Annotated in this window: 17 protein-coding genes; 14 read left to right on the forward strand and 3 right to left on the reverse strand. The window is 69.9% G+C overall.

Translation table 11 applies throughout. The annotated features are described in order from the left end of the window. The first annotated feature begins 23 nt into the window (after window positions 1-23). From lgt to AB0B91_RS13765, 4 genes are read left to right on the forward strand one after another with little or no spacing between them, the layout of a single operon-like run. Window positions 24-1,211: a prolipoprotein diacylglyceryl transferase gene (lgt, locus tag AB0B91_RS13750; RefSeq protein ID WP_358318610.1), complete on the forward strand. Its 1,188-nt coding sequence runs from the start codon at window positions 24-26 to the stop codon at window positions 1,209-1,211. Beyond that, window positions 1,208-1,912, forward strand: coding sequence for a VIT1/CCC1 transporter family protein (locus AB0B91_RS13755; protein WP_358318611.1), 705 nt, complete (start codon window positions 1,208-1,210; stop codon window positions 1,910-1,912). Before lgt ends, AB0B91_RS13755 begins: the two co-directional genes overlap by 4 nt. Beyond that, window positions 1,909-2,727, forward strand: coding sequence for a hypothetical protein (locus AB0B91_RS13760; protein WP_358318612.1), 819 nt, complete (start codon window positions 1,909-1,911; stop codon window positions 2,725-2,727). The genes AB0B91_RS13755 and AB0B91_RS13760 overlap by 4 nt, the downstream gene beginning before the upstream one ends. Next, window positions 2,727-3,320, forward strand: coding sequence for a hypothetical protein (locus tag AB0B91_RS13765; protein ID WP_358318613.1), 594 nt, complete (start codon window positions 2,727-2,729; stop codon window positions 3,318-3,320). Before AB0B91_RS13760 ends, AB0B91_RS13765 begins: the two co-directional genes overlap by 1 nt. A 199-nt stretch (window positions 3,321-3,519) precedes the next feature. Here the strand turns inward: AB0B91_RS13765 and AB0B91_RS13770 are convergent, their stop codons facing one another. Then, window positions 3,520-5,061, reverse strand: a complete 1,542-nt coding sequence (locus AB0B91_RS13770) for a bis-aminopropyl spermidine synthase family protein (RefSeq protein ID WP_358318614.1) — start codon at window positions 5,059-5,061, stop codon at window positions 3,520-3,522. Window positions 5,062-5,272: 211 nt separating this feature from the next. Here AB0B91_RS13770 and gltB point away from each other — a divergent pair, with 211 nt between their 5' ends. The 7 genes from gltB (at window position 5,273) to pyk (ending at window position 17,324) form a co-directional block, all read left to right on the forward strand. After that, window positions 5,273-9,781: a glutamate synthase large subunit gene (gene gltB / locus AB0B91_RS13775; protein WP_358318615.1), complete on the forward strand. Its 4,509-nt coding sequence runs from the start codon at window positions 5,273-5,275 to the stop codon at window positions 9,779-9,781. Between the two features lie 14 nt (window positions 9,782-9,795). Continuing rightward, window positions 9,796-11,274 (forward strand): glutamate synthase subunit beta, encoded by a 1,479-nt coding sequence (locus tag AB0B91_RS13780; protein ID WP_358318616.1) that lies wholly within the window; start codon window positions 9,796-9,798, stop codon window positions 11,272-11,274. A 289-nt stretch (window positions 11,275-11,563) separates the two neighbouring features. Further along, window positions 11,564-12,145: a TetR/AcrR family transcriptional regulator gene (locus AB0B91_RS13785; protein WP_358318617.1), complete on the forward strand. Its 582-nt coding sequence runs from the start codon at window positions 11,564-11,566 to the stop codon at window positions 12,143-12,145. A 173-nt stretch (window positions 12,146-12,318) separates the two neighbouring features. Then, window positions 12,319-13,719, forward strand: coding sequence for an MDR family MFS transporter (locus tag AB0B91_RS13790; protein WP_358318618.1), 1,401 nt, complete (start codon window positions 12,319-12,321; stop codon window positions 13,717-13,719). Between the two features lie 190 nt (window positions 13,720-13,909). Continuing rightward, window positions 13,910-15,514 (forward strand): S8 family serine peptidase, encoded by a 1,605-nt coding sequence (locus AB0B91_RS13795; protein ID WP_358318619.1) that lies wholly within the window; start codon window positions 13,910-13,912, stop codon window positions 15,512-15,514. Further along, on the forward strand, window positions 15,511-15,861 hold the full coding sequence (locus AB0B91_RS13800; protein ID WP_358318620.1) for a DUF2784 domain-containing protein: 351 nt from the start codon (window positions 15,511-15,513) through the stop codon (window positions 15,859-15,861). Before AB0B91_RS13795 ends, AB0B91_RS13800 begins: the two co-directional genes overlap by 4 nt. 35 nt (window positions 15,862-15,896) lie before the next feature. Further along, on the forward strand, window positions 15,897-17,324 hold the full coding sequence (pyk, locus tag AB0B91_RS13805) for a pyruvate kinase (protein ID WP_219533618.1): 1,428 nt from the start codon (window positions 15,897-15,899) through the stop codon (window positions 17,322-17,324). A 714-nt stretch (window positions 17,325-18,038) separates the two neighbouring features. On the opposite strand, the gene dapD is transcribed toward pyk, so the two are convergent. Together dapD and AB0B91_RS13815 are read right to left on the reverse strand one after the other, a co-directional pair. After that, window positions 18,039-19,001 carry a 2,3,4,5-tetrahydropyridine-2,6-dicarboxylate N-succinyltransferase gene (dapD, locus tag AB0B91_RS13810; protein ID WP_358318621.1) on the reverse strand — a complete coding sequence of 321 codons (963 nt, stop codon included), beginning with the start codon at window positions 18,999-19,001 and terminating at the stop codon, window positions 18,039-18,041. A gap of 168 nt (window positions 19,002-19,169) precedes the next feature. Further along, window positions 19,170-20,087, reverse strand: coding sequence for a LysR family transcriptional regulator (locus tag AB0B91_RS13815; protein ID WP_358318622.1), 918 nt, complete (start codon window positions 20,085-20,087; stop codon window positions 19,170-19,172). A 70-nt stretch (window positions 20,088-20,157) separates the two neighbouring features. Here AB0B91_RS13815 and AB0B91_RS13820 point away from each other — a divergent pair, with 70 nt between their 5' ends. The 3 genes from AB0B91_RS13820 to AB0B91_RS13830 all read left to right on the forward strand — a co-directional run bounded on the left by AB0B91_RS13820 (window position 20,158) and on the right by AB0B91_RS13830 (window position 22,681). Beyond that, window positions 20,158-20,901: an SDR family NAD(P)-dependent oxidoreductase gene (locus AB0B91_RS13820; RefSeq protein WP_358318623.1), complete on the forward strand. Its 744-nt coding sequence runs from the start codon at window positions 20,158-20,160 to the stop codon at window positions 20,899-20,901. Then, window positions 20,895-21,491: a TIGR03086 family metal-binding protein gene (locus AB0B91_RS13825; RefSeq protein ID WP_358318624.1), complete on the forward strand. Its 597-nt coding sequence runs from the start codon at window positions 20,895-20,897 to the stop codon at window positions 21,489-21,491. Before AB0B91_RS13820 ends, AB0B91_RS13825 begins: the two co-directional genes overlap by 7 nt. Window positions 21,492-22,030: 539 nt before the next feature. Beyond that, window positions 22,031-22,681: a helix-turn-helix domain-containing protein gene (locus tag AB0B91_RS13830; protein WP_358318625.1), complete on the forward strand. Its 651-nt coding sequence runs from the start codon at window positions 22,031-22,033 to the stop codon at window positions 22,679-22,681. The last annotated feature ends 21 nt before the right edge of the window (window positions 22,682-22,702 follow it).

Below are 22,702 nucleotides of genomic sequence, written 5' to 3' on the forward strand. Positions count from 1 at the left end.
CGCTTCCGCTACCCTCACCTGACATGCCCCTTGCCTCGATTCCCAGCCCTTCCCAAGGGGTCTGGTATCTCGGATTCGTGCCGATCCGGGCCTACGCCCTGTGCATCGTGCTCGGTGTCATCTTCGCCGTCTGGCTGAGCGAGCGCCGCTGGCGCGCCCGTGGTGGCCAGAAGGGCACGATCATCGACATCTCGGTGCCGGCGGTGATCTTCGGGCTCATCGGCGGACGCCTTTACCACGTCATCACCGACTGGCAGACCTACTTCGGCGCCCGCGCGATCAAGCCGGCCTACAAGGCCCTGTTCATCTGGGAAGGCGGGCTGGGCATCTGGGGCGCGATCGCGCTCGGCGGTGTCGGCGTCTGGCTCGCCTGCCGCAAGCGGGGCCTGTCCCTCAGCGCGGTGGCCGACACGGTGGCGCCCGGCATCGCCTTCGCGCAGGCGATCGGGCGCTGGGGCAACTGGTTCAACCAGGAGCTGTACGGCGGGCCGACCACGCTGCCGTGGGGGCTGGAGATCGACCAGATGCACGGGGGCGAGCCGGGGGTGCTCTACCACCCGACGTTCCTGTACGAGTCGATCTGGGATCTTCTGCTGGGCTTCGCCCTGCTCTGGGCGGGTAAGCGGTTCGCGCTGCACCATGGGCGGTTGTTCGCCCTCTATGTGGCCGGCTACACGCTCGGGCGGTTCTGGATCGAGGGCCTGCGGATCGACCCCGTCGGCGGGGTCGACCACGCGGTGACGTTCCTGAGCCTGCGGCTGAACCAGTGGACCTCGATCGTGGTGTTCATCGGGGCGCTGATCTACTTCTGGGCGACCCGGAACAAGGACAGCGAGGAGTTCATCCTCCCGGCCGTCGATCGCGCGGCCGCAGGCGATCCGGACGGCCCTGATCCGGCCCACGGGGCCGACCAGGCCGACTCGGCTGACGGCGCCGCCGCCGCTTCGGTGGTTGGAGATACGGACGACACCCCTGAGGCCGTCACGACGGATTCTCCGGACCCTGAGGTCGTCAAGGCCGATTCTCCGGACCCTGAGGTCGCGCCGTCGGAGTCCGCGTCCGTGCAGGAGGCCTCTGCGGACGTTTCGGAGCCTGCGGACGTACGCGCGGAGTCCCCGGCGGCGGACGAGGAGTCCGCAGGCGATGACGGAGCGGTCGCGGCGCAGAAGGAGACCCCCGAAGCCGTTCAACAGGAGAAGAACTCGCGATGAGCGAGGGCGCGGAGCAGCACCACCGGCACCGTGACGTCACCGGCGGCTGGCTGCGGCCGTCGGTGTTCGGGGCGATGGACGGACTGGTGTCCAACTTCGCGCTCATCGCCGGTGTCGCGGGCGGCACCGCCAACACCAAGGTCATCGCCCTCGCGGGCATCGCGGGGCTGGCGGCCGGCGCCTTCTCGATGGCCGGCGGCGAGTACGTCTCGGTGGCCAGCCAGCGCGAGCTGGCCCTGGCCGAGATCGCCGTCGAGCGCGGCGAGCTCGAACGCCACCCCGAGGCCGAGCAGGAAGAGCTCGCCCAGGTCTTCGTCAACCGGGGCGTGACGCCGGAGCTGGCCGCCGAGGTGGCCCGGCAGATCTCCGAGAACCCCGCCCAGGCCCTGGAGGTCCACGCCCAGAGCGAGCTCGGCGTCGACCCGCACGACCTGCCCTCGCCCAAGGTGGCGGCGGGCTCGTCGTTCCTGTCCTTCGGCGTGGGCGCGTTCCTGCCGCTGGTGCCGTACCTGCTCGGTGTGACGAGCCTGTGGGTGTCGGCGATCCTCTCGTGCCTGGCGCTGTTCGGGGCGGGCGCGCTGGTCTCCAGGGTGACCGCGCGTTCCTGGCTCTACTCCGGGCTGCGGCAGCTCATCGTCGGCGTGGTTGCGGCCGGGCTCACGTTCGGGCTCGGCAACCTGATCGGGGGTAGTGGTCTGTGACGGCCCCCAGAACGGCGACCCGCAAGCGCCGGCGCCCCCCACCCTCCGACTGGGAATTCCCCCTGCTCAGCCATTTGGGACTCCAGCCCAGGCAGCAGAAGCTCATCGTGATCATCTCGTCGGTGGTGGGTCTGCTGGCCGTGGCGTTCGCGCTGGTCGTCGTCATATCTTCGCTGGGCGAATACACACCTGAGCAGCGGGAAGGCTCCGCCATCGTGGTGGGCGACTCGACATTGCCGGAGGTCTACCACAGCTGGGCCTCGCCCAAGCTGTTCCAGCCGATCGCCGACCGGGCCAAGGACCGCGCGCCGCTCACCGAGAAGGAGGTGTTCGGGCAGAAGACGCTCACCGGGGAGAAGAAGCTCACGCTCAAGCTCGCCGGCAGCAAGCTCGACGCCGACTGCTCGGCCGCCGTCTGGGGCGAGCAACTCCTCGAACTGGTCACCGACGGCGAGTGCACCCAGGCGGCCCGCGGTGTCTACGCCAGCGCCGACGGCCGCTACATCGGCCAGTACACCCTGCTCAACCTGCGCGACGGCAAGGCCGCCAGTGAGTTGGTCGACTCGCTCAAGACCCTCTACCGGGGTGGCTGGTCACGCCCGCTCGGCACCGGCAAGACCGCCTTCCCGCCGGGCGGCTACACCGAGGGCGGCGGCTACGCCCTGGGCCACTACGTCGGGCTGGTCTGGATCGGCCGGGCCGACGGCGCCGACCCGACGACGAAGGACGACCTCGTCTCGTTGTCACTGACGCTCAGGGGGGCCGAGAAGGCCGTCTACCGCCGGGTCGTCTCGATCACCGGGCCGGCGTCGTGATGCGGGCCCGCGTCGCGATCCCGCTGGGCGCCGCCGTGCTGGCGGTGCTCGCCGTAGGGAGCTGGCTGCTGTTCCTGCGGCCCCAGCCTCGGCCGGCCACCTTCCGCGGTGAACCGACCTCGGCGCTCTACTCGCTCATCGACTCCCGGCAGCGCGACGCGGCTCCGCTGACCGTGGGGGAGGTGTTCACGCCCGCCACGGAGACGCTCGGCTCCTTGCGCCGCGAGTCGGCGGAGCAGCTCGCGGACTGCGACGACGCGCTCTGGGGCGCTTCGGCGGCGGGTTGCACGCAGGCGCTGCGGGCGACGTACGCGGGCGGTTCGGGGGCGGGACAGTTCGTCATCTTCAACCTCACCGACGGGCGGGCGGCGAACGCGCTGGTGAAGGCGCTCGCCAAGGACGGCTTCGTACGGCAGGCGGTTCCGTTCGACGCCGAGCACAGCCGCGCGCAGGCGCGGGCGCTCGGCCACTACGTCACGGTCGCCTGGGCGGGGCCGGTGCGGCCGGGGGAGGCGGGGGATCTGATGTCGCAGCTCCTGGCCCTCGACGGGCTCGGCCACATCATCCAGAAACGCGTGGTCGCGGCGACCTGACGCTCCCAGGTCTGACGCGCGCAGGTCTGCACGTCGGGGTCTTGGCGTCCAGAGGTCTGGCGCGAAGGTCTGACGTCCAGGAGGTCTGACGTCCAGGGGTCTGGCGCGTCCAGGGGTCCGACGCGCGCGGGCCTGACGTTCAGGGGTCTGGCGTGTGAGGGTCCGTCGTCCGCGGGACCGAGGTGCGTGCGGGCCGGGGTCAGGCGGTTTTGGACAGGGCCGTGACCGTGGCGGAGACCGTGGTGGGGAGGTCGGCGAGGCGGTGCAGGGGGGTCTCCAGCGGGGTGACGCCCTCGGCCCACGGCGCCGCCTGCCGGATCAGGGAGCGGGCGTCGTTCTTGGTGAGTGTGCTGCCCTGGGAACGGGCCACCGCGATGAGCCCTTCGCGCCAGGTGTTGGCCAGCTTGCCGTGCCCGTTGTCGAGGATCCGCCGTAGCACCGCGGCCTCGTCACCGATCGGCTGCGGGAGGCGTACCGCGTCCAGGACGCCGCCGTCGGACGTCAGCTCGTAGACGGGCCTCAGGGCGTCCGGGAGGGAAGGCGGGGCGGACAGCAGGACCCGCACCCTGGCCGCGCGCGTGGCCAGCAGGACGCGGGGAAGCGCCGCCTCGAGACCGGCGGGCAGTGCGATCGCGACCCGCTCCACCGCGGCGGCGTAGGGCTTGGCCAGCCAGGTGGACAGCTTCACCCGCGGCTGGGGCAACTCCTTCGGCCAGTCGCCCACCAGCAGGTCGGCCTCGAACGCCGCGCCAGGTCCGTCGTCGGCCGCCGGGGAGCCGGTGGACTCGATCGACTGGGGGCCCTGGGTGTAGATGGCGGTGGTCAGGCGGTCGAGGCGGGCGGTGACGGCGGGGCGGGTCTTGGTGGTGGGACGCAGGATGTAGAGGTCGGCGGCGGAGCCGATGGCTTCCGCCCCAAAATAGCGGTTGAAATCTGGGTAAATAGCTTCATACGCGAGGTTGAGCGCGGAGAGGGAGTCCTGCACCTTCAGGGCGAGCATCGGGGTGCGCTCGCTCGCCCCGTACGCCAGCAGGACCCGCCCGTCGTCCTTCAGCCCCTCGACCGCGCGCGCCATGAACAGCCCGACCCCCTCCGGCGTGTACGGCGGGTCGGTGATGGCCAGGTCGTGGCCGCGGGCCGACGGCGGCAACGACAGCCGCAGGTCGGCCCACCGGGTCTGTACGCCCAGCTCCTGGGCGTCGAGGTAGGCCAGGATGCGCTCGTCCACGTCGACCACCGTGACGTCGGTCTCGGGGTGGACCAGCTTGACGGCCAGCGAGGTGAGGTCGTGGTCGCCCACGCACAGCAGCTTCGCGCCCCGCAGCCAGAAGCGGGCGCCGAGCAGCAACGCCCTGCGCAGCACGGTCTCCGGGGTGGCCGCTACGTGGTCCAGCGCGTGGCGGGCGCGTGGCGCCTCGTCGATGAGGCGGCGCAGCCTCTCCAGCACCGGCGCGTAGTGGGGGAGCAGGTGGGCCACCGGATCCTCCGGCGGCGGGGCCATGGCCAGCAGGTCCTGGAAGTCGGGAGTGTGCGCGAGCGGCACCCGGAACCTGTCGCCGGAGCGTTCCGGCGAGACCTCGCGCAGCAGCGCCTCGATCGTCCGCCGGGACGTGGCCGTCTCCCTGACCAGGTCGGACAGGGTCCACCACTGCCCGTCGCAGAGGAGGGTCAGCGCGTGCCGCAGCCGCCTGCCGTCGACTCCGGCCTCGTCGAGCAGGCGTTCCACCCCGTCACGGTCCATGGCCCAACCCTATCGAGGGAATTCCGGGCCCCTGGTCCGGTGTTTGGGACATAGCAGTCCGGATGTCGGGATTGTCGCCAATGTTCGCAATGCGGACCAGGCGGGAACTATTCCGGCAGGGTGTTGTAACCTCTACGCACACGCAGCAGGGCCAACGTCGTCCCCGCCTGTAGAGCAGTTCTTGACAGACGATGACGACGGGAGGGATTCAATGCCTGCTGCCCACCTCGGGTTCCCCGAGCCCCAGGGCCTCTACCACCCCGCCAACGAGCATGATGCCTGCGGTGTCGCCATGGTGGCCGACGTCGCCGGCCGACGCGGGCACGGGATCGTGGTGAAGGCGCTGACGGCGCTGTGCAATCTAGATCACCGGGGGGCCAAGGGTAGCGAGCCTGACACAGGCGACGGAGCCGGGATCTTGACTCAGATCCCGGACACCTTCTTTCGCACGAACGTTGGCTTCGCGCTGCCCGCGGCCGGCCACTACGCGGTCGGCATGGCCTTCCTGCCGTTCGACGGCGAGGCGCGCGACATCGCCTTCCGCATGATCGAGGAGATCGCCGCCGAGGAAGGCCTGAACGTCCTGGGCTGGCGCGAGGTGCCGGTCGACCGTGCGCTGCCCGGGCCGAGCGCCAGGGCCGTCATGCCGCACTTCACGCAGCTGTTCGTGGCGAGCCCCAACGGTGAGTCGGGGCTGGAGCTGGACCGGCTGGCGTACTGCCTGCGCAAGCGGGCCGAGCACGAGGTGGACGTCTACTTCCCCTCGCTGAGCGCCCGTACGATCGTGTACAAGGGCATGCTCACCCCTGACCAGGTCGAGCCGTTCTTCCCCGACCTGTCGGACGAGCGCTACGAGACCGCGATCGCGCTGGTGCACTCGCGCTTCTCCACCAACACCTTCCCCAGCTGGCCGCTGGCCCACCCGTACCGTTACATCGCCCACAACGGCGAGATCAACACGGTCAAGGGCAACCGCAACTGGATGCGGGCCCGCGAGGCGATGCTCGAATCCGCCCAGATCCCGGGCGACATGTCGCGACTTTTCCCGATCTGCGACCCAGACGGCAGCGACACCGCATCCTTCGACGAGGCCCTGGAGCTGCTGCACATCGGCGGCCGGAGCCTGCCCCACGCCGTGCTGATGATGATCCCCGAGGCGTGGGAGAACCACACCGAGATGGATCCCGCGCGGCGGGCCTTCTACGAGTTCCACTCCTCGATGATGGAGGCGTGGGACGGCCCCGCGTCGATCACCTTCACCGACGGCACGCTGGCCGGAGCGGTGCTCGACCGCAACGGCCTGCGCCCGGGCCGCTTCTGGGTGACCGCCGACGGTCTGGTCGTGCTGGCCTCCGAGGCGGGCGTGCTCGACTTCAAGCCCGAGGACGTGGTGCGCAAGGGCCGCCTGCAGCCGGGCCGGATGTTCCTCATCGACACCGCCCGCGGCAAGATCATCGAGGACGACGAAATCAAGGCCGAGCTCGCGGCCGCCCTGCCGTACGAGGACTGGCTGCACGCCGGCCTGGTCCGCTTCGAGGAGCTGCCGGCGCGGCAGCGGGAGATCCCCACGCACGAGGCGCTCGTCAAGCGGCAGCAGACCTTCGGCTACACCGAGGAGGAGCTGCGCATCATCCTGGCGCCGATGGCCAGGGTCGGTGCCGAGCCGATCGGCTCCATGGGCACCGACACGCCCGTCGCGGTGCTCAGCGAGAAGCCCAGGCTGCTGTTCGACTATTTCACGCAGCTGTTCGCGCAGGTCACGAACCCGCCGCTGGACGCCATCCGCGAGGAACTGGTGACCTCGCTGGCCAGCGTGCTCGGGCCGGAGGGCAACCTGCTCGACCCCGGGCCCACCTCGTGCCGTCAGCTCGTCCTGCCGTACCCGGTGATCGACAACGACGAGCTCGCGAAGATCATCCACATCAACGACGAGCACGACCTGCCCGGCTTCCACCCGCACGTGATCTCTGGCCTGTACGAGGTGGCGGGCGGCGGCGCGGCGCTGCTGCACCGCCTGGAGGAGATCCGCGCCGAGGCGTCGGAGGCGATCGCCAACGGCGCCCGCATCATCGTGCTGTCGGACCGCGGCTCGTCCGACACGCTGGCGCCGATCCCGTCGCTCCTGCTGACGGGAGCGGTCCACCACCACCTGATCCAGGAGAAGACCCGCACCAAGATCGGTCTCGTCGTCGAGACCGGCGAGGCGCGCGAGTGCCACCACATGGCGCTGCTCATCGGCTACGGCGCGGGCGCGGTCAACCCGTACCTGGCCATCGAGACCGTCGAGGACCTGGTCGACACCGGGGCGCTCAAGGTCGACAAGCACAAGGCCGTACGGAACCTCATCAAGGCCTACGGCAAGGGCGTCATCAAGGTGATGTCCAAGATGGGCGTCTCCACCGTGGCCTCCTACACCGGTGCGCAGATCTTCGAGGCGCTCGGCCTGAGCCAGGAGGTCGTCGACGCCTGCTTCACCGGCACCACCTCGCGGCTCGGCGGCGTCGGCTTCGACGTGCTGGCCGAAGAGGCCGCCCGGCGGCACTCCCACGCCTATCCCAGGGTGGCGAACGCGCACCGCGGGCTCCAGATCGGCGGCGAGTACCAGTGGCGGCGCGAGGGCGAGCCGCACCTGTTCAACCCCGAGACGGTCTTCAAGCTGCAGCATGCCACCCGCACGCGCCGCTACGAGATCTTCAAGGAGTACACGGGCCTGGTGGACTCGCAGGCCGAGCGGCTGATGACGCTGCGTGGGCTGTTCAAGCTGAAGGAAGGGCGGACCCCGGTCCCGATCGACGAGGTCGAGCCGGTCTCCGAGATCGTCAAGCGGTTCTCCACCGGCGCCATGTCGTACGGCTCGATCTCGATGGAGGCGCACGAGACGCTCGCCATCGCGATGAACCGGCTGGGCGGCAAGTCCAACACCGGCGAGGGCGGCGAGGACCCGGAGCGCCTGCACGACGCGACGCGGCGCAGCGCCATCAAGCAGGTGGCGTCGGGCCGGTTCGGCGTGACGAGCGAATACCTGGTCAACGCCGCGGACCTGCAGATCAAGATGGCCCAGGGCGCCAAGCCCGGTGAGGGCGGCCAGCTGCCCGGTCACAAGGTCTACCCGTGGATCGCCAAGACCCGGCACTCCACGCCCGGTGTCGGCCTCATCTCGCCGCCGCCGCACCATGACATCTACTCGATCGAGGACCTGGCCCAGCTCATCCACGACCTGAAGAACTCCAACCCCGAGTCGCGCGTGCACGTCAAGCTCGTGGCCGAGGTCGGGGTCGGCACGGTCGCGGCAGGCGTGTCCAAGGCGCACGCCGACGTGGTGCTCATCTCCGGGCACGACGGCGGCACCGGCGCCTCGCCGCTCACGTCGCTGAAGCACGCGGGCGCGCCGTGGGAGCTCGGCCTGGCGGAGACGCAGCAGACGCTGCTGCTCAACGGCCTGCGCGACCGCATCGTGGTGCAGGTGGACGGCCAGCTCAAGACCGGACGCGACGTGGTCATCGCGGCGCTGCTCGGCGCCGAGGAGTACGGCTTCGCCACCGCTCCGCTGGTCGTGTCCGGCTGCGTGATGATGCGGGTCTGCCACCTCGACACCTGCCCGGTGGGCGTCGCCACGCAGAACCCCGAGCTGCGCAAGCGCTTCACCGGCAAGCCCGAGTTCGTGGTGAACTTCTTCGAGTTCATCGCCGAGGAGATCCGCGAATACCTCGCCGAGCTGGGCTTCCGCTCGCTCGACGAGGCGATCGGGCATGTCGAGCTGCTCGACATGACGGCCGCCGAGGACCACTGGAAGGCCAGCGGCCTCGACCTGTCGCCGATCCTGCACCAGCCCGAGCTGCCGGCGGGCACCCCGCTGCGCCGCACGGTGGAGCAGGATCACGGGCTGCAGCACGCGCTCGACAACACGCTGATCCAGCTCGCCGAAGGCGCCCTGAACAACGGCACCCCGGTCACGCTGGAACTGCCGATCCGCAACGTGAACCGGACCGTCGGCACCATGCTCGGCTACCAGGTCACCAAGCGGTACGCCGGGGCGGGCCTGCCCGAGAACACGATCGACATCGGCTTCACCGGCTCGGCGGGCAACTCCTTCGGGGCGTTCCTGCCGCGTGGCATCACGCTGCGGCTGACCGGTGACGCCAACGACTACCTGGGCAAGGGCCTCTCCGGCGGGCGCATCACGCTGCGGCCGCACGAGGAGGCCCCGCTCGACGGTCACATCATCTCCGGAAATGTCGCCCTCTACGGCGCCACGTCCGGGGAGGCGTTCATCCGCGGCGTCGTCGGCGAGCGCTTCTGCGTCCGCAACTCCGGCGCCACCGCGGTCGTCGAAGGCGTCGGCGACCACGGCTGCGAGTACATGACCGGCGGCAAGGCGGTCGTCCTCGGCCCGACGGGACGCAACTTCGCGGCGGGCATGTCCGGCGGTGTCGCCTACCTGCTCGACCTCAACCTGGTGCGGGTCAACCGCGAGATGGTCGCCATCGAGGAGCTCACCGAAGAGGACGGCGAGTTCCTGCGCGAGACGGTCGAGAAGCACTTCGCCGAGACGGGCTCGCCGATCGCCAAGGAGCTGCTCGCCGACTGGCAGACGGCGCTCGCCCGGTTCGGCAAGATCATGCCGACCGACTACAAGCGGGCCATGGCGGCGGCCGAGGCCGCCCGCATCGAAGGCCGGGACATCGACGAGGCGGTCATGGCCGCCGCGGTTCAGGGTTAAGGGAGGCGTAACCGATGGCTGACCCCAAGGGTTTTCTCACGCACGACCGGGAGCTGCCCGCGCGCCGCCCCATCGACGTCCGCATCGGCGACTGGCGGGAGGTCTACCAGGACTTCTCCCAGGACAAGCTGACCAAGCAGGCGGCTCGCTGCATGGACTGCGGCATCCCGTTCTGCCACAACGGGTGCCCGCTCGGGAACCTCATCCCCGAGTGGAACGACCTCGTCTACCGCACCGACTGGCGGGAGGCGATCGAGCGGCTGCACGCCACGAACAACTTCCCGGAGTTCACCGGCCGGCTCTGCCCGGCTCCGTGTGAGGCGGCGTGCGTGCTCGGCATCAACTCCGACCCGGTGGCGATCAAGCGGGTCGAGGTCGAGATCATCGACCGCGCGTTCGACGAGGGCTGGGTGACCCCGCAACCGGTCCTGGTCAAGACGGGGAAGAAGGTCGCGGTCGTCGGCTCAGGTCCCGCCGGGCTGGCCGCGGCTCAGCAGCTCACCCGGGCGGGTCACGACGTGGTGGTGTTCGAGCGCGCGGACCGCATCGGCGGCCTGCTGCGTTACGGCATCCCCGAGTTCAAGATGGAGAAGCGCCACATCGAGCGGCGCCTGGACCAGATGCGGGCCGAAGGCACCGAGTTCCGCACCGGGGTGAACGTCGGCGTCGACATCACGGCGTCGCAACTTCGTGCGGAGTTCGACGCGGTGGTGCTGGCGGGCGGGGCCACGCAGTGGCGCGACCTGCCGATCACCGGGCGCGAGCTGGGCGGCGTCTACCAGGCGATGGAGTACCTGCCCCTGTCGAACAAGGTGCAGGAGGGCGACCTCGACGAGTCCCCGATCTCGGCCAAGGGCAAGCACGTCGTGGTCATCGGCGGCGGCGACACCGGGGCCGACTGCATCGGCACCGCGATCCGGCAGGGGGCCGAGTCGGTCACCCAGCTGGAGATCATGCCGCGGCCGCCGGTCCTCCGGGCCGGCAACCAGCCGTGGCCGACGTTCCCCATCCTGTTCAAGATGGAGAGCGCGCACGAGGAGCTGGAGGACGGCGGGGGCGCGCGGGTGTACGCGGTCTCGACGACCGAGTTCGTCGGCGATGAGTCCGGAAATATCCGCGCATTGCGGCTGGTCGAGGTCGAGGGGCCGCAGCACGGCTTCAAGCCGATCCCGGGCACCGAGCGGGAGATCCCGGCCGAGCTCGTCACGCTCTCGATGGGCTTCCTCGGCCCGGAGAAGGGCCCGCTGCTGGAAGACCTCGCCGATCTCGGCGCGGACGGCTTCTACGACGCCCGGGGCAATGTGGCTCGCGACAAGTCGTACATGTCCAAGGTCGAGGGGGTGTTCGTGGCCGGTGACATGGGCCGTGGGCAGTCGCTGATCGTCTGGGCGATCGCCGAAGGCCGCGCGGCCGCCTCCGGAGTGGACCGCTTCCTCTCCGGCGAAACCTCGCTGCCGTACCCGATCCTTCCGACAGCTCGGCCGCTCGTCTGATCCGTTCGTTCTACCGCGTCCGTTCCTTGACGCGTCCGTTTCAAAAGCGCCCGTCCGGCTCGTCCGGGCGGGCGCTTCTTTTTCAACCCGCTTCTCTTTTACGGCCAGCCCGGTGGACCCCACCCGCCATACGTGGCCGGGCTCTGTCCAGGGGCACGCTCCCGCGGTTTACGGGGCCGGGCACCGTGACGTGCGTACTCTTGGCCATGCCTGCTCTTTGCACAACCCGCAAGGATTGCACTTTGTGTAGCTGTTGCAGACTGTGCAAGTCTTGCGTAGAGTGCACGGTATGGAGAGTCCGCAGGAGCGGCGGGAACGGCGTCGGCGTGAGAAGCGGCAGGCCATCCGGAGGGCCGCCGTCCGGATCGCGCTCGACGGTGGGCTCGAGGCCGCGACGGTGGAGGTCATCAGCGCGGCGGCCGACATTTCGCCGCGCACGTTCTTCAACTACTTCGCCTCGAAGGAAGAGGCGCTCATCATGGAGCCCGTCTGGCAGCCCGAAGAGGTCGTGGAGCTGCTCCAGGCCCGACCCGACGACGAGCCGGTCTTCCAGTCCCTGAAAGCGGTCTCGAAGGAGCTCGGCGTCCGGAAGCGGCCGGTGTGGGAGGAGATGCAGCCGTTCATTGAGTTGCACAACCGCCATCCGGAGCTGTCCGCCAAGGTCAGGGCCGTCGACCAGTCGAAGGTCATGGAGAAGACCCTCGACATCGTCAGGCGGCGGCCGGGCGTCACCAGTGGGCTGCACGCCAGGCTGCTGGTCATCGGGTCGTTCGGGGCGATGATCTCGGCCATCCAGGAGTCGCTGGACGCGGGCGAGCCGGTCGAAGAGCTGCTCGACGAGGCGTTCACGCTGCTCGAACGCGGACTCTGACCCGCACATAGCCCACATACACAATCCACAGAGAGCGGCGACCGGGGTGGCACCCCCGATCGCCGCCGATTCCTCCTGCCCTCGCGAAAGAAGCAAGGAGTCGATCCATGGTATCGACAACCGTCCCGGAGTCCCCACCACAACGGAACCTTTGGATCAGTATGGGCTCGCTCATGCTGATCATGTTTCTGGCGGCCATCGACCAGACGGTCGTGGCGACCGCCATGCCCACCATCGTGGGCGAGCTCCACGGCCTGGCGAACCTGTCCTGGCTGGTCACGGCGTTCGCCCTGACCGCGGGCATCGTCACGCCCCTCTACGGCAAGCTCAGCGACATGTACGGCCGCCGACGCCTCTACCTGTCGGCCATCGTGCTGTTCCTCATCGGCTCCGCGCTGTGCGGGATCGCGCAGTCCATGACGCAGCTCATCCTGTTCCGGGCCTTCCAGGGCGTCGGCGCGGGCGGGCTCATGGTGCTGACCATGGCGATCTCGGCCGACATCGCCACACCGCGCGAACGGGCCAGGTTCCAGGGCATCTTCGGCGCCGTCTTCGGCGTGGCCTCGATCGCCGGGCCGATCATCGGTGGTTACCTCACCGAGCACGTCTCGTGGCGATGGATCTTCTACATCAACCTGCCGCTCGGCGCCGTCGCGCTGGCCGTGGCCTTCGCCGTGCTGCGGCTGCCGCGCCGCACGTCGCCGCACCGGGTGGACTGGCTCGGGGCCGCGCTGATCTCCGGCGTTCTCACCTGCCTGACCCTGCTCGCCTCCTGGGCCGGCACCTCCTACGCCTGGTCCTCGCCCCTCATCATCGGGCTCGGCGCGGGGGCGGTGCTGCTGACCGTGCTGTTCGTGCTGGTCGAGCGGACCGCGGCGGAGCCGGTGCTGCCGTTGCGGCTGTTCCGCGACCGGACGTTCACGCTCGGGGCGGCGGCGGTGACGCTGCTGGCCACGGCCATGCTGGGCGCGGCCACATTCCTGCCGCTGTTCCTGCAGCTCGCCACCGGCGCGACCGCGTCGAACTCCGGGCTGCTGCTGCTCCCGCTGATGATCGGGATGATCGTCTCGTCGACCTTCGTCGGGCAGTTCGTCACCAGGTTCGGCACGTACAAGTGGTTCATCGTCACGGGCACGCTGCTCGCGGCCGTCGCGGCGGCGCTGTTCTCGACCATGGACCTCAGTACGAGCACGTTCGCCTCCAGCGCGTACATGGTGCTGTTCGGCGCCGGGCTCGGCATGGTGCTGCAGAACCTGCTCCTGGCCGTGCAGACGACCACGCCCGCGGCCGACAGGGGAGCGGCCACCTCAGCGGTCACCTTCGCGCGCGGCATCGGCGGGGCTGTGGGAGTCTCGGTGCTGGGCGCCGTGTTCAGCGGCCGGTTAGGGGCGGGGCAGGCGTCGGTCACGCCCGAGGCCATCCAGGCCCTGCCGGAGGCGGCGCGGCACGCCACTCAGGTCGCGTTCTCTGGGGCGGTCACCGGGGTGTTCGCCTGGCTGGTGCCGATCCTGCTGCTCGGCGCGGGGCTGCTCGTGGCGCTGAAGAACGTTCGCCTGGCTCAGCACAGTTCATAGAGCTGACCAATTTTGCCCAACAACGGACGAAATTTTGCGACAAAGTTGCATCTGGCGACTTAGGTCGGGAAGATGCATTTTCTGGGGTGACGTGGTGGATGGGGGAATAATGAGGCGATTCGCCTCGGGTCTCATGGCTTTGGCGGTCGCAGTCTCGCTCGCGTCATGCGCGCCTTCCGCGGCTGCTCCCATGGCGGGGCCGGATGCCGGGCCGGACAAGGAGTACCTCGTCTTCTATGCCGACGGGCGGGCGCGTGCGGCGCTCGCCGCCGTCGAGCACGCGGGCGGCCACATCGTCACCACCGACACCAAGCTCGGCTACGTGCTGGCCAAGGGCGGCGGCGACGCGTTCGTCGACGCCCTGGGCTCGGACCAGTCCGTCGTCGGCGTCACGACCGACCGCGAGATCGGCTTCGCGACCACGCCCGCCGCCGGCGCCCTAAGCACAGCGGGCGTGCTCGCGTCCGGTGTCCGGGGCTCGCTGGTGCCGCGGGCGTTCCCCGACGCGTCGGCCATGAGGGGCGTCGTGGGAGAGCCGCTCGCCGGCCGCCAGTGGGACATGAAGATGATCGGCGCCGACCGCGCCAACAAGAAGGCGCCCGGCACCAAGAAGGTGCTCGTCGGCGTCATCGACACCGGCATCGACGGCAAGCACCCCGACATCGCCCCGAACTTCAACCGCGCCCTCAGCCGCAACTTCGTCACCGACAAGCCGAAGGACGAGAACGGCGACACCCTCGACGGCCCCTGCGAGGTGGCGAGCTGCAAGGACCCGGTCGACGAGGACGACGAGGGCCACGGCACCCATGTGGCCAGCACGATCGGCTCCCCGCTGAACCACATCGGCATCGCGGGCGTGGCGCCGGGTGTGCAGCTGGTCAACATCAGGGCGGGGCAGGACTCCGGGTTCTTCTTCCTCAAGCCCAGCCTCGACGCGCTCACGTACGCGGCCGACATCGGCGTGGACGTGGTGAACATGAGCTACTACGTCGACCCGTGGCTGTTCAACTGCGCCCACAACAAGGCCGACAGCAAGAAGCAGCAGCTGCAGCAGCGCGCGATCATCACCGGCATGCAGCGGGCACTCGACTACGCCCGCAACAAGGGCGTCACGCTCATCTCCGCGCTCGGCAACGGCTCCACCGACCTGGGCAAGCCCAAGGTCGACTCGAGCAGCCCCGGCTACCCGCGCGGCGACGAGAAGACCCGCAAGGTCGACAACTCCTGCCTCAACGTGCCCGCCGAGTCCAAGGGCGTGATCTCGGTCTCCGCGGTGGGCCCGTCCGGCCGCAAGGCCAGTTACAGCGACTACGGGATCGAGCAGAACGACCTGGCCGCACCCGGCGGCGACGCGTCGGAGGGCAAGGGCTCCTCGGCCACCAGGTCGATCCTGGCCGCCGCACCCGAGTCCGTGCTCCGGAGTACCGGGATGCTCGACAAGTCGGGCAAGCCGAAGAGCGCCACGGTCGTCCGTTCCTGCGCCGGTGGGACCTGCTCCTACTACCAGTACCTTGACGGCACCTCGATGGCGGCCCCGCACGCGACCGGTGTCGCCGCGATCCTGATCAGCCGCTTCGGCAAGCCCGGCAAGGGCGGTCTGACGCTCGCCCCGGCCACGGTCGAGAAGCTCCTGTACAAGACCGCCGACCGCAGGGCGTGCCCGTCGCCCCGCACGTACACCTACGAGGTCTTCGGCGAGAGCGACAAGCAGACCTGCCAGGGCGGCAAGTCCAAGAACGGTTTCTACGGCCACGGCATCGTCGACGCCTGGAAGGCGGCTACCGTCAGACCATGATGTATCGCCTCATCGCGGATGCCGCGATGGTGGTGCACTTCGCCTTTCTGGCCTACATGGCCGTGGGCGGTTATGTCGCGTGGCGCTGGCGGCGCACGATCTGGGTCCATCTGGCGGTCGTCACCTGGGGTCTGATCTCGCTGGGCACAGGTGTAGAGTGCCCGCTTACGGTCGTAGAGGATTGGGGGCGCCGCGGCGCCGGCCTCCAGGGCCTCCCACCCACCGGCTTCATCGACCACTACATCGAAGGCGTGATCTACCCGGAGGAATACGCGAACTTGGCGCGCCTGGGGGTTGCCATTCTCGTGTTGTTCTCTTACGTCGGGTACGTTCTGCGTCGTCAATGACAGCCAAGTGGTCTGTACCAATTAAGGTAGGACTCGTGACTCGTCGCGCGAAAATAGTCTGCACCCTAGGTCCCGCCACGTCCTCCCCTGAACGCCTGCGCGAGCTGATCGCCGCCGGCATGGACGTGGCCCGGTTCAACCTCAGTCATGGCGACCATGACATGCACCGAGAGGTATACGACCGCGTCAGGGAGGTGGCGGCCGACCTCGGCCGCGGTGTAGGCGTGCTCGCCGACCTGCAGGGGCCCAAGATCCGCGTCGGCAGGTTCGAGGAAGGCCCGGTCCGGCTCGGTTTCGGCGACGTCTTCACGATCACCACCGAAGACGTGCCGGGTGACCGGGAGCAGGTCTCGACCACCTACAAGGGCCTGCCGGGTGACGTACGCCCCGGCGACACCATCCTGGTCGACGACGGCCGCCTCGTCCTGGAGGCCACCGCCGTCGAGGGCGACCGCGTCATCACGCGGGTCGTCATCGGTGGCATGATCTCCGACAACAAGGGCCTCAACCTGCCGGGCATCAACGTCAGCGCACCGGCGCTCACCGACAAGGACGAGGCCGACCTGCGCTGGGCACTGCGCACCGGCTTCGACATGATCGCCCTGTCCTTCGTCCGGCGTCCGTCCGACGCCGACGTGGTGCGCAACATCATGGAGCAGGAGGCCGTCCGGCTCCCGCTACTCGCCAAGATCGAGAAGCCGCAGGCGGTCGACCGCCTGCCCGAGATCGTCGAGGCGTTCGACGGCATCATGGTCGCCCGCGGTGATCTGGGCGTCGAGCTGCCGCTGGAGCAGGTGCCGATCGTCCAGCGGCGCATCATCGAGCTCTGCCGCGAGAAGGCCCGCCCGGTCATCGTCGCCACGCAGATGCTCGACTCGATGATGAGCGCGCCCCGCCCCACCCGCGCCGAGGCGTCCGACGTCGCCTACGCGGTCATGGACGGCGCCGACGCGGTCATGCTCTCGGGCGAGACCTCGGTGGGCAACTACCCCATCGAGTCGGTCTCCACCATGGACCGCATCGCCCGCGCGGCGGAGGAGCACTCGCTGCACGCCACCCACTCGCTGGAGCGCCTGCCGGAGACGACGGGCGGCGCCATCGCCCGCGCCGCCGCCGAGGTCGGCGCGATCGTCGGCGCCAAGGCGCTGATCGCGTTCACGATGTCCGGCGAGACGGCCCGCCGCCTGGCCCGCTACCGCTCCCCGATCCCGCTGCTGGCCTTCACCTCGGCGCCGCACGTGCGGGGGCAGCTGTCGCTGACGTGGGGGGTGGAGACGTTCCACGTGCCGTTCGTCCATCACACGGACGACATGGTGCGCCAGGTGGAGGCGTCGCTGCTGACGCTGGGCCGCCTGGAGAAGGGCGACAAGGTAGTGATCGTGGCAGGCTCCCCTCCCGGCACCCCGGGCTCCACCAACGCCCTCCGCGTCCACACGATCGGCTCGGCGGTCTCCCACCATTAATTGGTCAAAAACCTTTTAAGCATATTTTACGGCCAGCCCGGGAGGACCCACCCTGGGTGATCGGCTGAGGGCCCTCCAGGGGAACGCTCCTCCGCCTCACCGGCTTGCCGCCGCGACGTGCGTATTCTTGGCCGTCTCCGTGGGCAGTGCGTGCCGGTGGGTGAGTGGATCGCGGTGCCGAGTGGGTGCGCTCGTCATGGTGTCCGGACCTGTCCGCTGGGGGAGTGTGCCCGGCGGGCAGGTCCTCTGACGTGCTGTCCACTGGGGCCTGTCCGCTGGAGGAGTGTGCCCGGGGGGCAGGTCTTCTGAACGTCCTGTCCACTGAGGTTCTGCCCGCTAGGGAGTGCCGCTGAGGACAGAGCCGCTGAGATCGTGTCCACCGGCACCGGCCGGCCGAGGACCGCCGACCAGTAAGCGACCGACTTCAGCGACGCCCAGGTCCTGCTTCACCGACGCCCCGGTCGGAGTGAGCCCCTGAGTGGGTCTCTGGTCTCCGCAGCGGATGGGATCGCGCACTTGGCCGACTATACGGAAGCCATGGCCGACCATGCGCACGTCACGGCGGCCAGCCCTCTCCACCGGAGGAGCGTGTCCCTGGACAGGGCTCAGCCCTGTGCGGGGGGTGGGGCTCACCGGGCTGGCCGTAATAGATGAAAGACGCGGTGCGGCGCCGTCTCCACTGGAGGAGAACGGGCTGGCCGTACAGATCTTGAGTTAGTTGGCGTGGAGCGCGGCGTTGAGCTCCACCGGGCCGCCGGCGCGGGGAGCGGCTTCCACGGCGCCCGTCTGGGAGTTGCGGCGGAACAGGAGGCCGTTCGTGCCGGACAGGGACTTGGCCTTGACGATGCGGCCGTCCGGGAGGGCGACCTTGGTGCCGGCCGTGATGTAGAGGCCGGCCTCCACCACGCAGTCGTCGCCCAGCGAGATGCCGATGCCCGCGTTCGCGCCCAGCAGGCAGCGTTCGCCGATGGAGATGACCTCTTTGCCGCCGCCCGAGAGCGTGCCCATGATCGAGGCGCCGCCGCCCACGTCGGAGCCGTCGCCGACGAGCACGCCCGCCGAGACGCGGCCCTCCACCATCGAGGCGCCCAGCGTGCCGGCGTTGAAGTTCACGAAGCCCTCGTGCATCACCGTGGTGCCGGTGGCCAGGTGGGCGCCGAGGCGTACCCGGTCGGCGTCGGCGATCCGGACGCCGGTCGGCAGCACGTAGTCGACCATCCGCGGGAACTTGTCCACCCCATACACCGTCACCGCGCCCCTGGCCCGCAACCTCAGCCTGGCCTGCTCGAACCCCTCCACCGGGCACGGCCCGAAGTTGGTCCACACGACGTTGGCCAGCAGGGAGAACAGGTTGTCGAGACTCAGCCCGTGCGGCCTGACCAGGCGGGCGGAGAGCAGGTGCAGCCTGAGGTAGGCGTCGTGCGCGTCCGCCGGCGGCTCGGAGAGCTTGGCGATGCCGGTGCGCACGGCCACCACCTCGACGCCCCTGGCCGGGTCGCGCCCCACCAGCGAGGCCAGCTCACCGGCCTCCTCGGCGGAAAGCCGCTCGGTGCCCGTCACGGGCGGGTCGCCCAGTTGCGGAGCGGGGAACCAGGTGTCAAGTACGGTGCCGTCAGTGGCGATGGTCGCGAGCCCGATGGCGTGCGCACCGGTCACGGTGGGATCGATAGCTGTCACAGGCACAAACTATCGTCATCCAGGCTGACCCCTGAGCCCCGAGCCCTCCGTGTCACCACCGGCCCGCCGAGGCGCGGGCGCGCCACCCGGTCCTCGCCCCTCCAACCGGACGGCATCACATAGGTCACGCGTGCCGTGTCGGTCACGTGGTCCCCGGCGTGTGGTCGGTCACCTGATCCCCGGCACGGCCGCGGGCCGCCGTGCCACAGCTCCGGCTGCGACGTCCGCGGCGGTGCGGACGAAGGCGGCCAGGGCCGGAGAGCGCGTCTGTTCGGGCCAGGCCAGGACGACCGTGGTGGGGGCGGCGTCGACGACGGGGACGCAGGCCAGATCGCGGCGTACTTGCTCCTTGGCCGACTCGGGGACGACGGCGATCAGCCTGCCGAGGGCGACGAGCTGCATGATCTGAGCGGCATCACCCGCCCGCAGCCCCGAAGCGACGTGCGGCTCGAACCCGCCCACGAACTGGGACGCGACTGGGGATTCAGAGGTGCGGGGATCGGGCCAGCGCGGGGTTGGTTCGGCGTCCAGGTCGGCGAGGTGGACGAACGGCCGCGCCGCCAGCGGGTGCCGGGTCGGCACGACGGCCACCCCGCCCTCCACCAGCAGCGGCTCCGTGTCGAACCCCGTCAGGTCCTCCCAAGGGCTGTGCAGGAACGCCACGTCCGCCGTGCCGTCACGCAGCAGCCGGGCCCGCTCCGCCACCCCGCACAGCACCACCTCCACCGGCAGCGCGTCCGGGCACTCCTGGTAGGCGGCCAGGAGGTCCGGGAGCAGCGCGCCGTCGCCGCCCGGCTTCAGGGCCACCACGAGCCGCGGCTCGGTCAGCCCCGCCCTGCGGGTGCGGTGTTCGGCCGCCGCCACCGCGTCCAGGGCCTTGGCGGCCTCCCTGGCCAGTACCTCGCCCGCCGGGGTGAGCGCCACCCGGTGTCCCGAGCGGTCGAAGAGGAGTACGCCGAGCCGCCGTTCGAGCTTCTGGATCGCCCTCGACAGCGGCGGCTGCGCGATCCCCAGCCGTTCGGCCGCCCGGCCGAAGTGCAGCTCCTCGGCGACGGCGGCGAAATAGGCCAGCTCACGCGTCTCCATACCCGTAGGGTATCGAGCCTGACCCAGGTGGTGTTGGCCCGGTGACGGCCGGCGGTGGTGTGCTCGGGGAATGACCGCAACGACGATCGCCCTGGTGACCGGGGCGAACAAGGGCATAGGTTTCGAGGTCGCCGCTCAACTGGCGGCCAGCGGCATGACCGTGCTGCTCGCCGCCCGCGACGCCCAGCGCGGCGAGGCGGCCGCCGCCCGGCTGCGCGCCGCCGGCGCCGAGGTTCACCCGCTCGTCCTCGATGTCACCGACCTCGCCACCATTCAGGCGGCCGCCGCCCACGTGGCCGACCGCTACGGGCACCTGGACGTGCTCGTCAACAACGCCGGTATCTCCGGCCACCGAGCCGGCGAGGCGCCCAGCACCACCCGGCCCGAGTTGGTGCGCGAGGTGTTCGAGACGAACGTCGTCGGCGTGCTCATGGTGACGAACGCGTTCCTGCCCCTGCTCAGGCGCGCACCCGCCGCCCGCATCGTGAACGTCTCCAGCGGTGTCGGCTCCCTGACCCACCACACGACCCCAGATCACTACATGTCAGGACTCCCGGCCTTGGCCGGGTATCCACCGTCCAAGACGGCGCTCAACGCGCTGACCATCCAGTACGCCAAGGAGCTCGGCAAAGACGGCATCCTGGTCAACGCCGCGGCTCCCGGAGCCTGCGCCACGGACTTCACCAAGGATCTCGGGCTGAGCATCACTCGTACGGCGGCCGACGGGGCGGCCGTTATCGTCAGATTGGCCACCCTGGGTCCTGATGGGCCCACGGGGGGATTCTTCGACGATGACGGGACAGTGCCTTGGTAGACATCATCGAGCTCAACCGGCGATCCGTGCAGGCGACCGTGGACCTGGTGGCGACCATCAAGCCCGCCGACCTGGACCGGCAGACCCCGTGCGCCGGCTGGGCGGTGCGCGATCTGCTCGCCCACCAGATCGTGCAGAACCACGGCTTCGCATTCGCCGCCTCGGGGGAGCGGTCCGGGCTGGAGATGTGGGAGCCGCGGCCGGTGGGGGACGACCCGGTGGAGGAGTACGCGGCGTCGGCGCGAGCGGTGATGGCTGCCTTCGCCGTGGAGGGCGTGCTCGATCGCAGGTTCTACCTGCCTGAGATCCGTGACGGCGGTCCGTTCCCCGCGAAGCTGGCGATCGGGTTCCACTTCGTCGACTGCGTGGTGCATGACTGGGACTTCGCCAAGGCGCTCGGCGTCCCCGCGAACGTGGACGAGGACCTGGCCGAGGCCGCGCTGCCGGTGGCCGCCCGAGTGCCCGACACGCCGGAGACGCGTGGAGAGGGCAAGGCGTTCGTGAGCGGGGTGGCGGCGGCGGACGACGCTCCGGCCCTGGACCGGGTGGTGGCACTCCTCGGCCGCCAACCGGCCTGGTCGCCAAGCTGAGGCCGCTCGCCGGCGTGGTCGTTGCGCTGAGGCCGCTCGTCGGCGGTGACGGTCAGGCACGGCTCTGATCGGAGGAGGCCCGCAGCGGGGCGATCTCCTCGGGGTGAGACAGGGCGTTGTCGGCCACGAGCACGCCGCCCTGCCGCAGCACCCCGGCCACCAGGAGGGGTACTCGACGCGTTCGGCGTCGAGGAAGAGCAGGTCGACCGCGCCGTCCGGCATGCGGGCGAGCGCCGCGCCCCCGTCCTCGACGCGGAACTCGACGTGATCGTCCAACCCCGCCTCGGCCACTGTGCGGCGGGGTATCCCTGGGCGTCGGTGTCGAGGCTGCCGGCCGGCTTCCGCGTTCAGCTCCCGGGTCAAGCCGCCGTGCCAGAGATTTGCCAAACAAGTGCGTCACCATCTCCGCGCTGACCGACGACAGTCACCGGGAGAGACATGCGCAGCATTCCCCATCGCCTCGATAACCCCGCTCGACGACCAGGCCAAGGGCAACAACGGCCGCGACATACCCACCCGCTGACCACTGACACGTCAGCGTGGACCGCCACAGCGGCATGGGACTGACTTCTTGCGGAGTCGCGATCGCATCGGCCATCGATGGTGCGGTCGCCTCGAGCGCGACGGCGCCGGACCGGCTCCTCGAGGCCTGCGACGACCTCGGGGCGCATATCGCCGCCTTCCTCCGCCGCCTGATCGACGAAGGCGCCGTGACCGCCGAGGACGCGGTACGGATCTCGACAACGCTGCAGGACGCGGTGGCCGACCACCTGGCTTCCGAACTCGGCAAGGGCGCCACGCCGGCGACCGATGACCCGCAGATGGTCCCGCTGCTGCGCATTCAACGATTCATCGAGCAGCGACTGGGAGACCGCGACCTGTCGCCCGCAACGATCGCCTCGGCCCATCACGTATCCCTTCGGTATCTTCAGAGGCTGTTCCAGCAGAACGGCCTGAGCGTCGCGACATGGATACGCGAACGGCGACTCGAGCGATGTCGGCGCGATCTGGCGGATCCCAAGAAAGCCAACGTACCCGTCCGCTCCATCGGCGCCTGGTGGGGCTTTCTCAGCGACGCACACTTCAACCGCGCGTTTCGCGCCGCCTACGGGGTGCCTCCGGCCACCTACCGGCAAGTGCGCAGAGGCCGGCAGCGTGCTCAGGACGGCGATTACGCCGACTCGTGCTGACAATACGATGCTGCCACAGGC

The sequence above is a fragment of the Nonomuraea sp. NPDC049141 genome (assembly GCF_040648415.1).
Lineage (GTDB): Bacteria > Actinomycetota > Actinomycetes > Streptosporangiales > Streptosporangiaceae > Nonomuraea.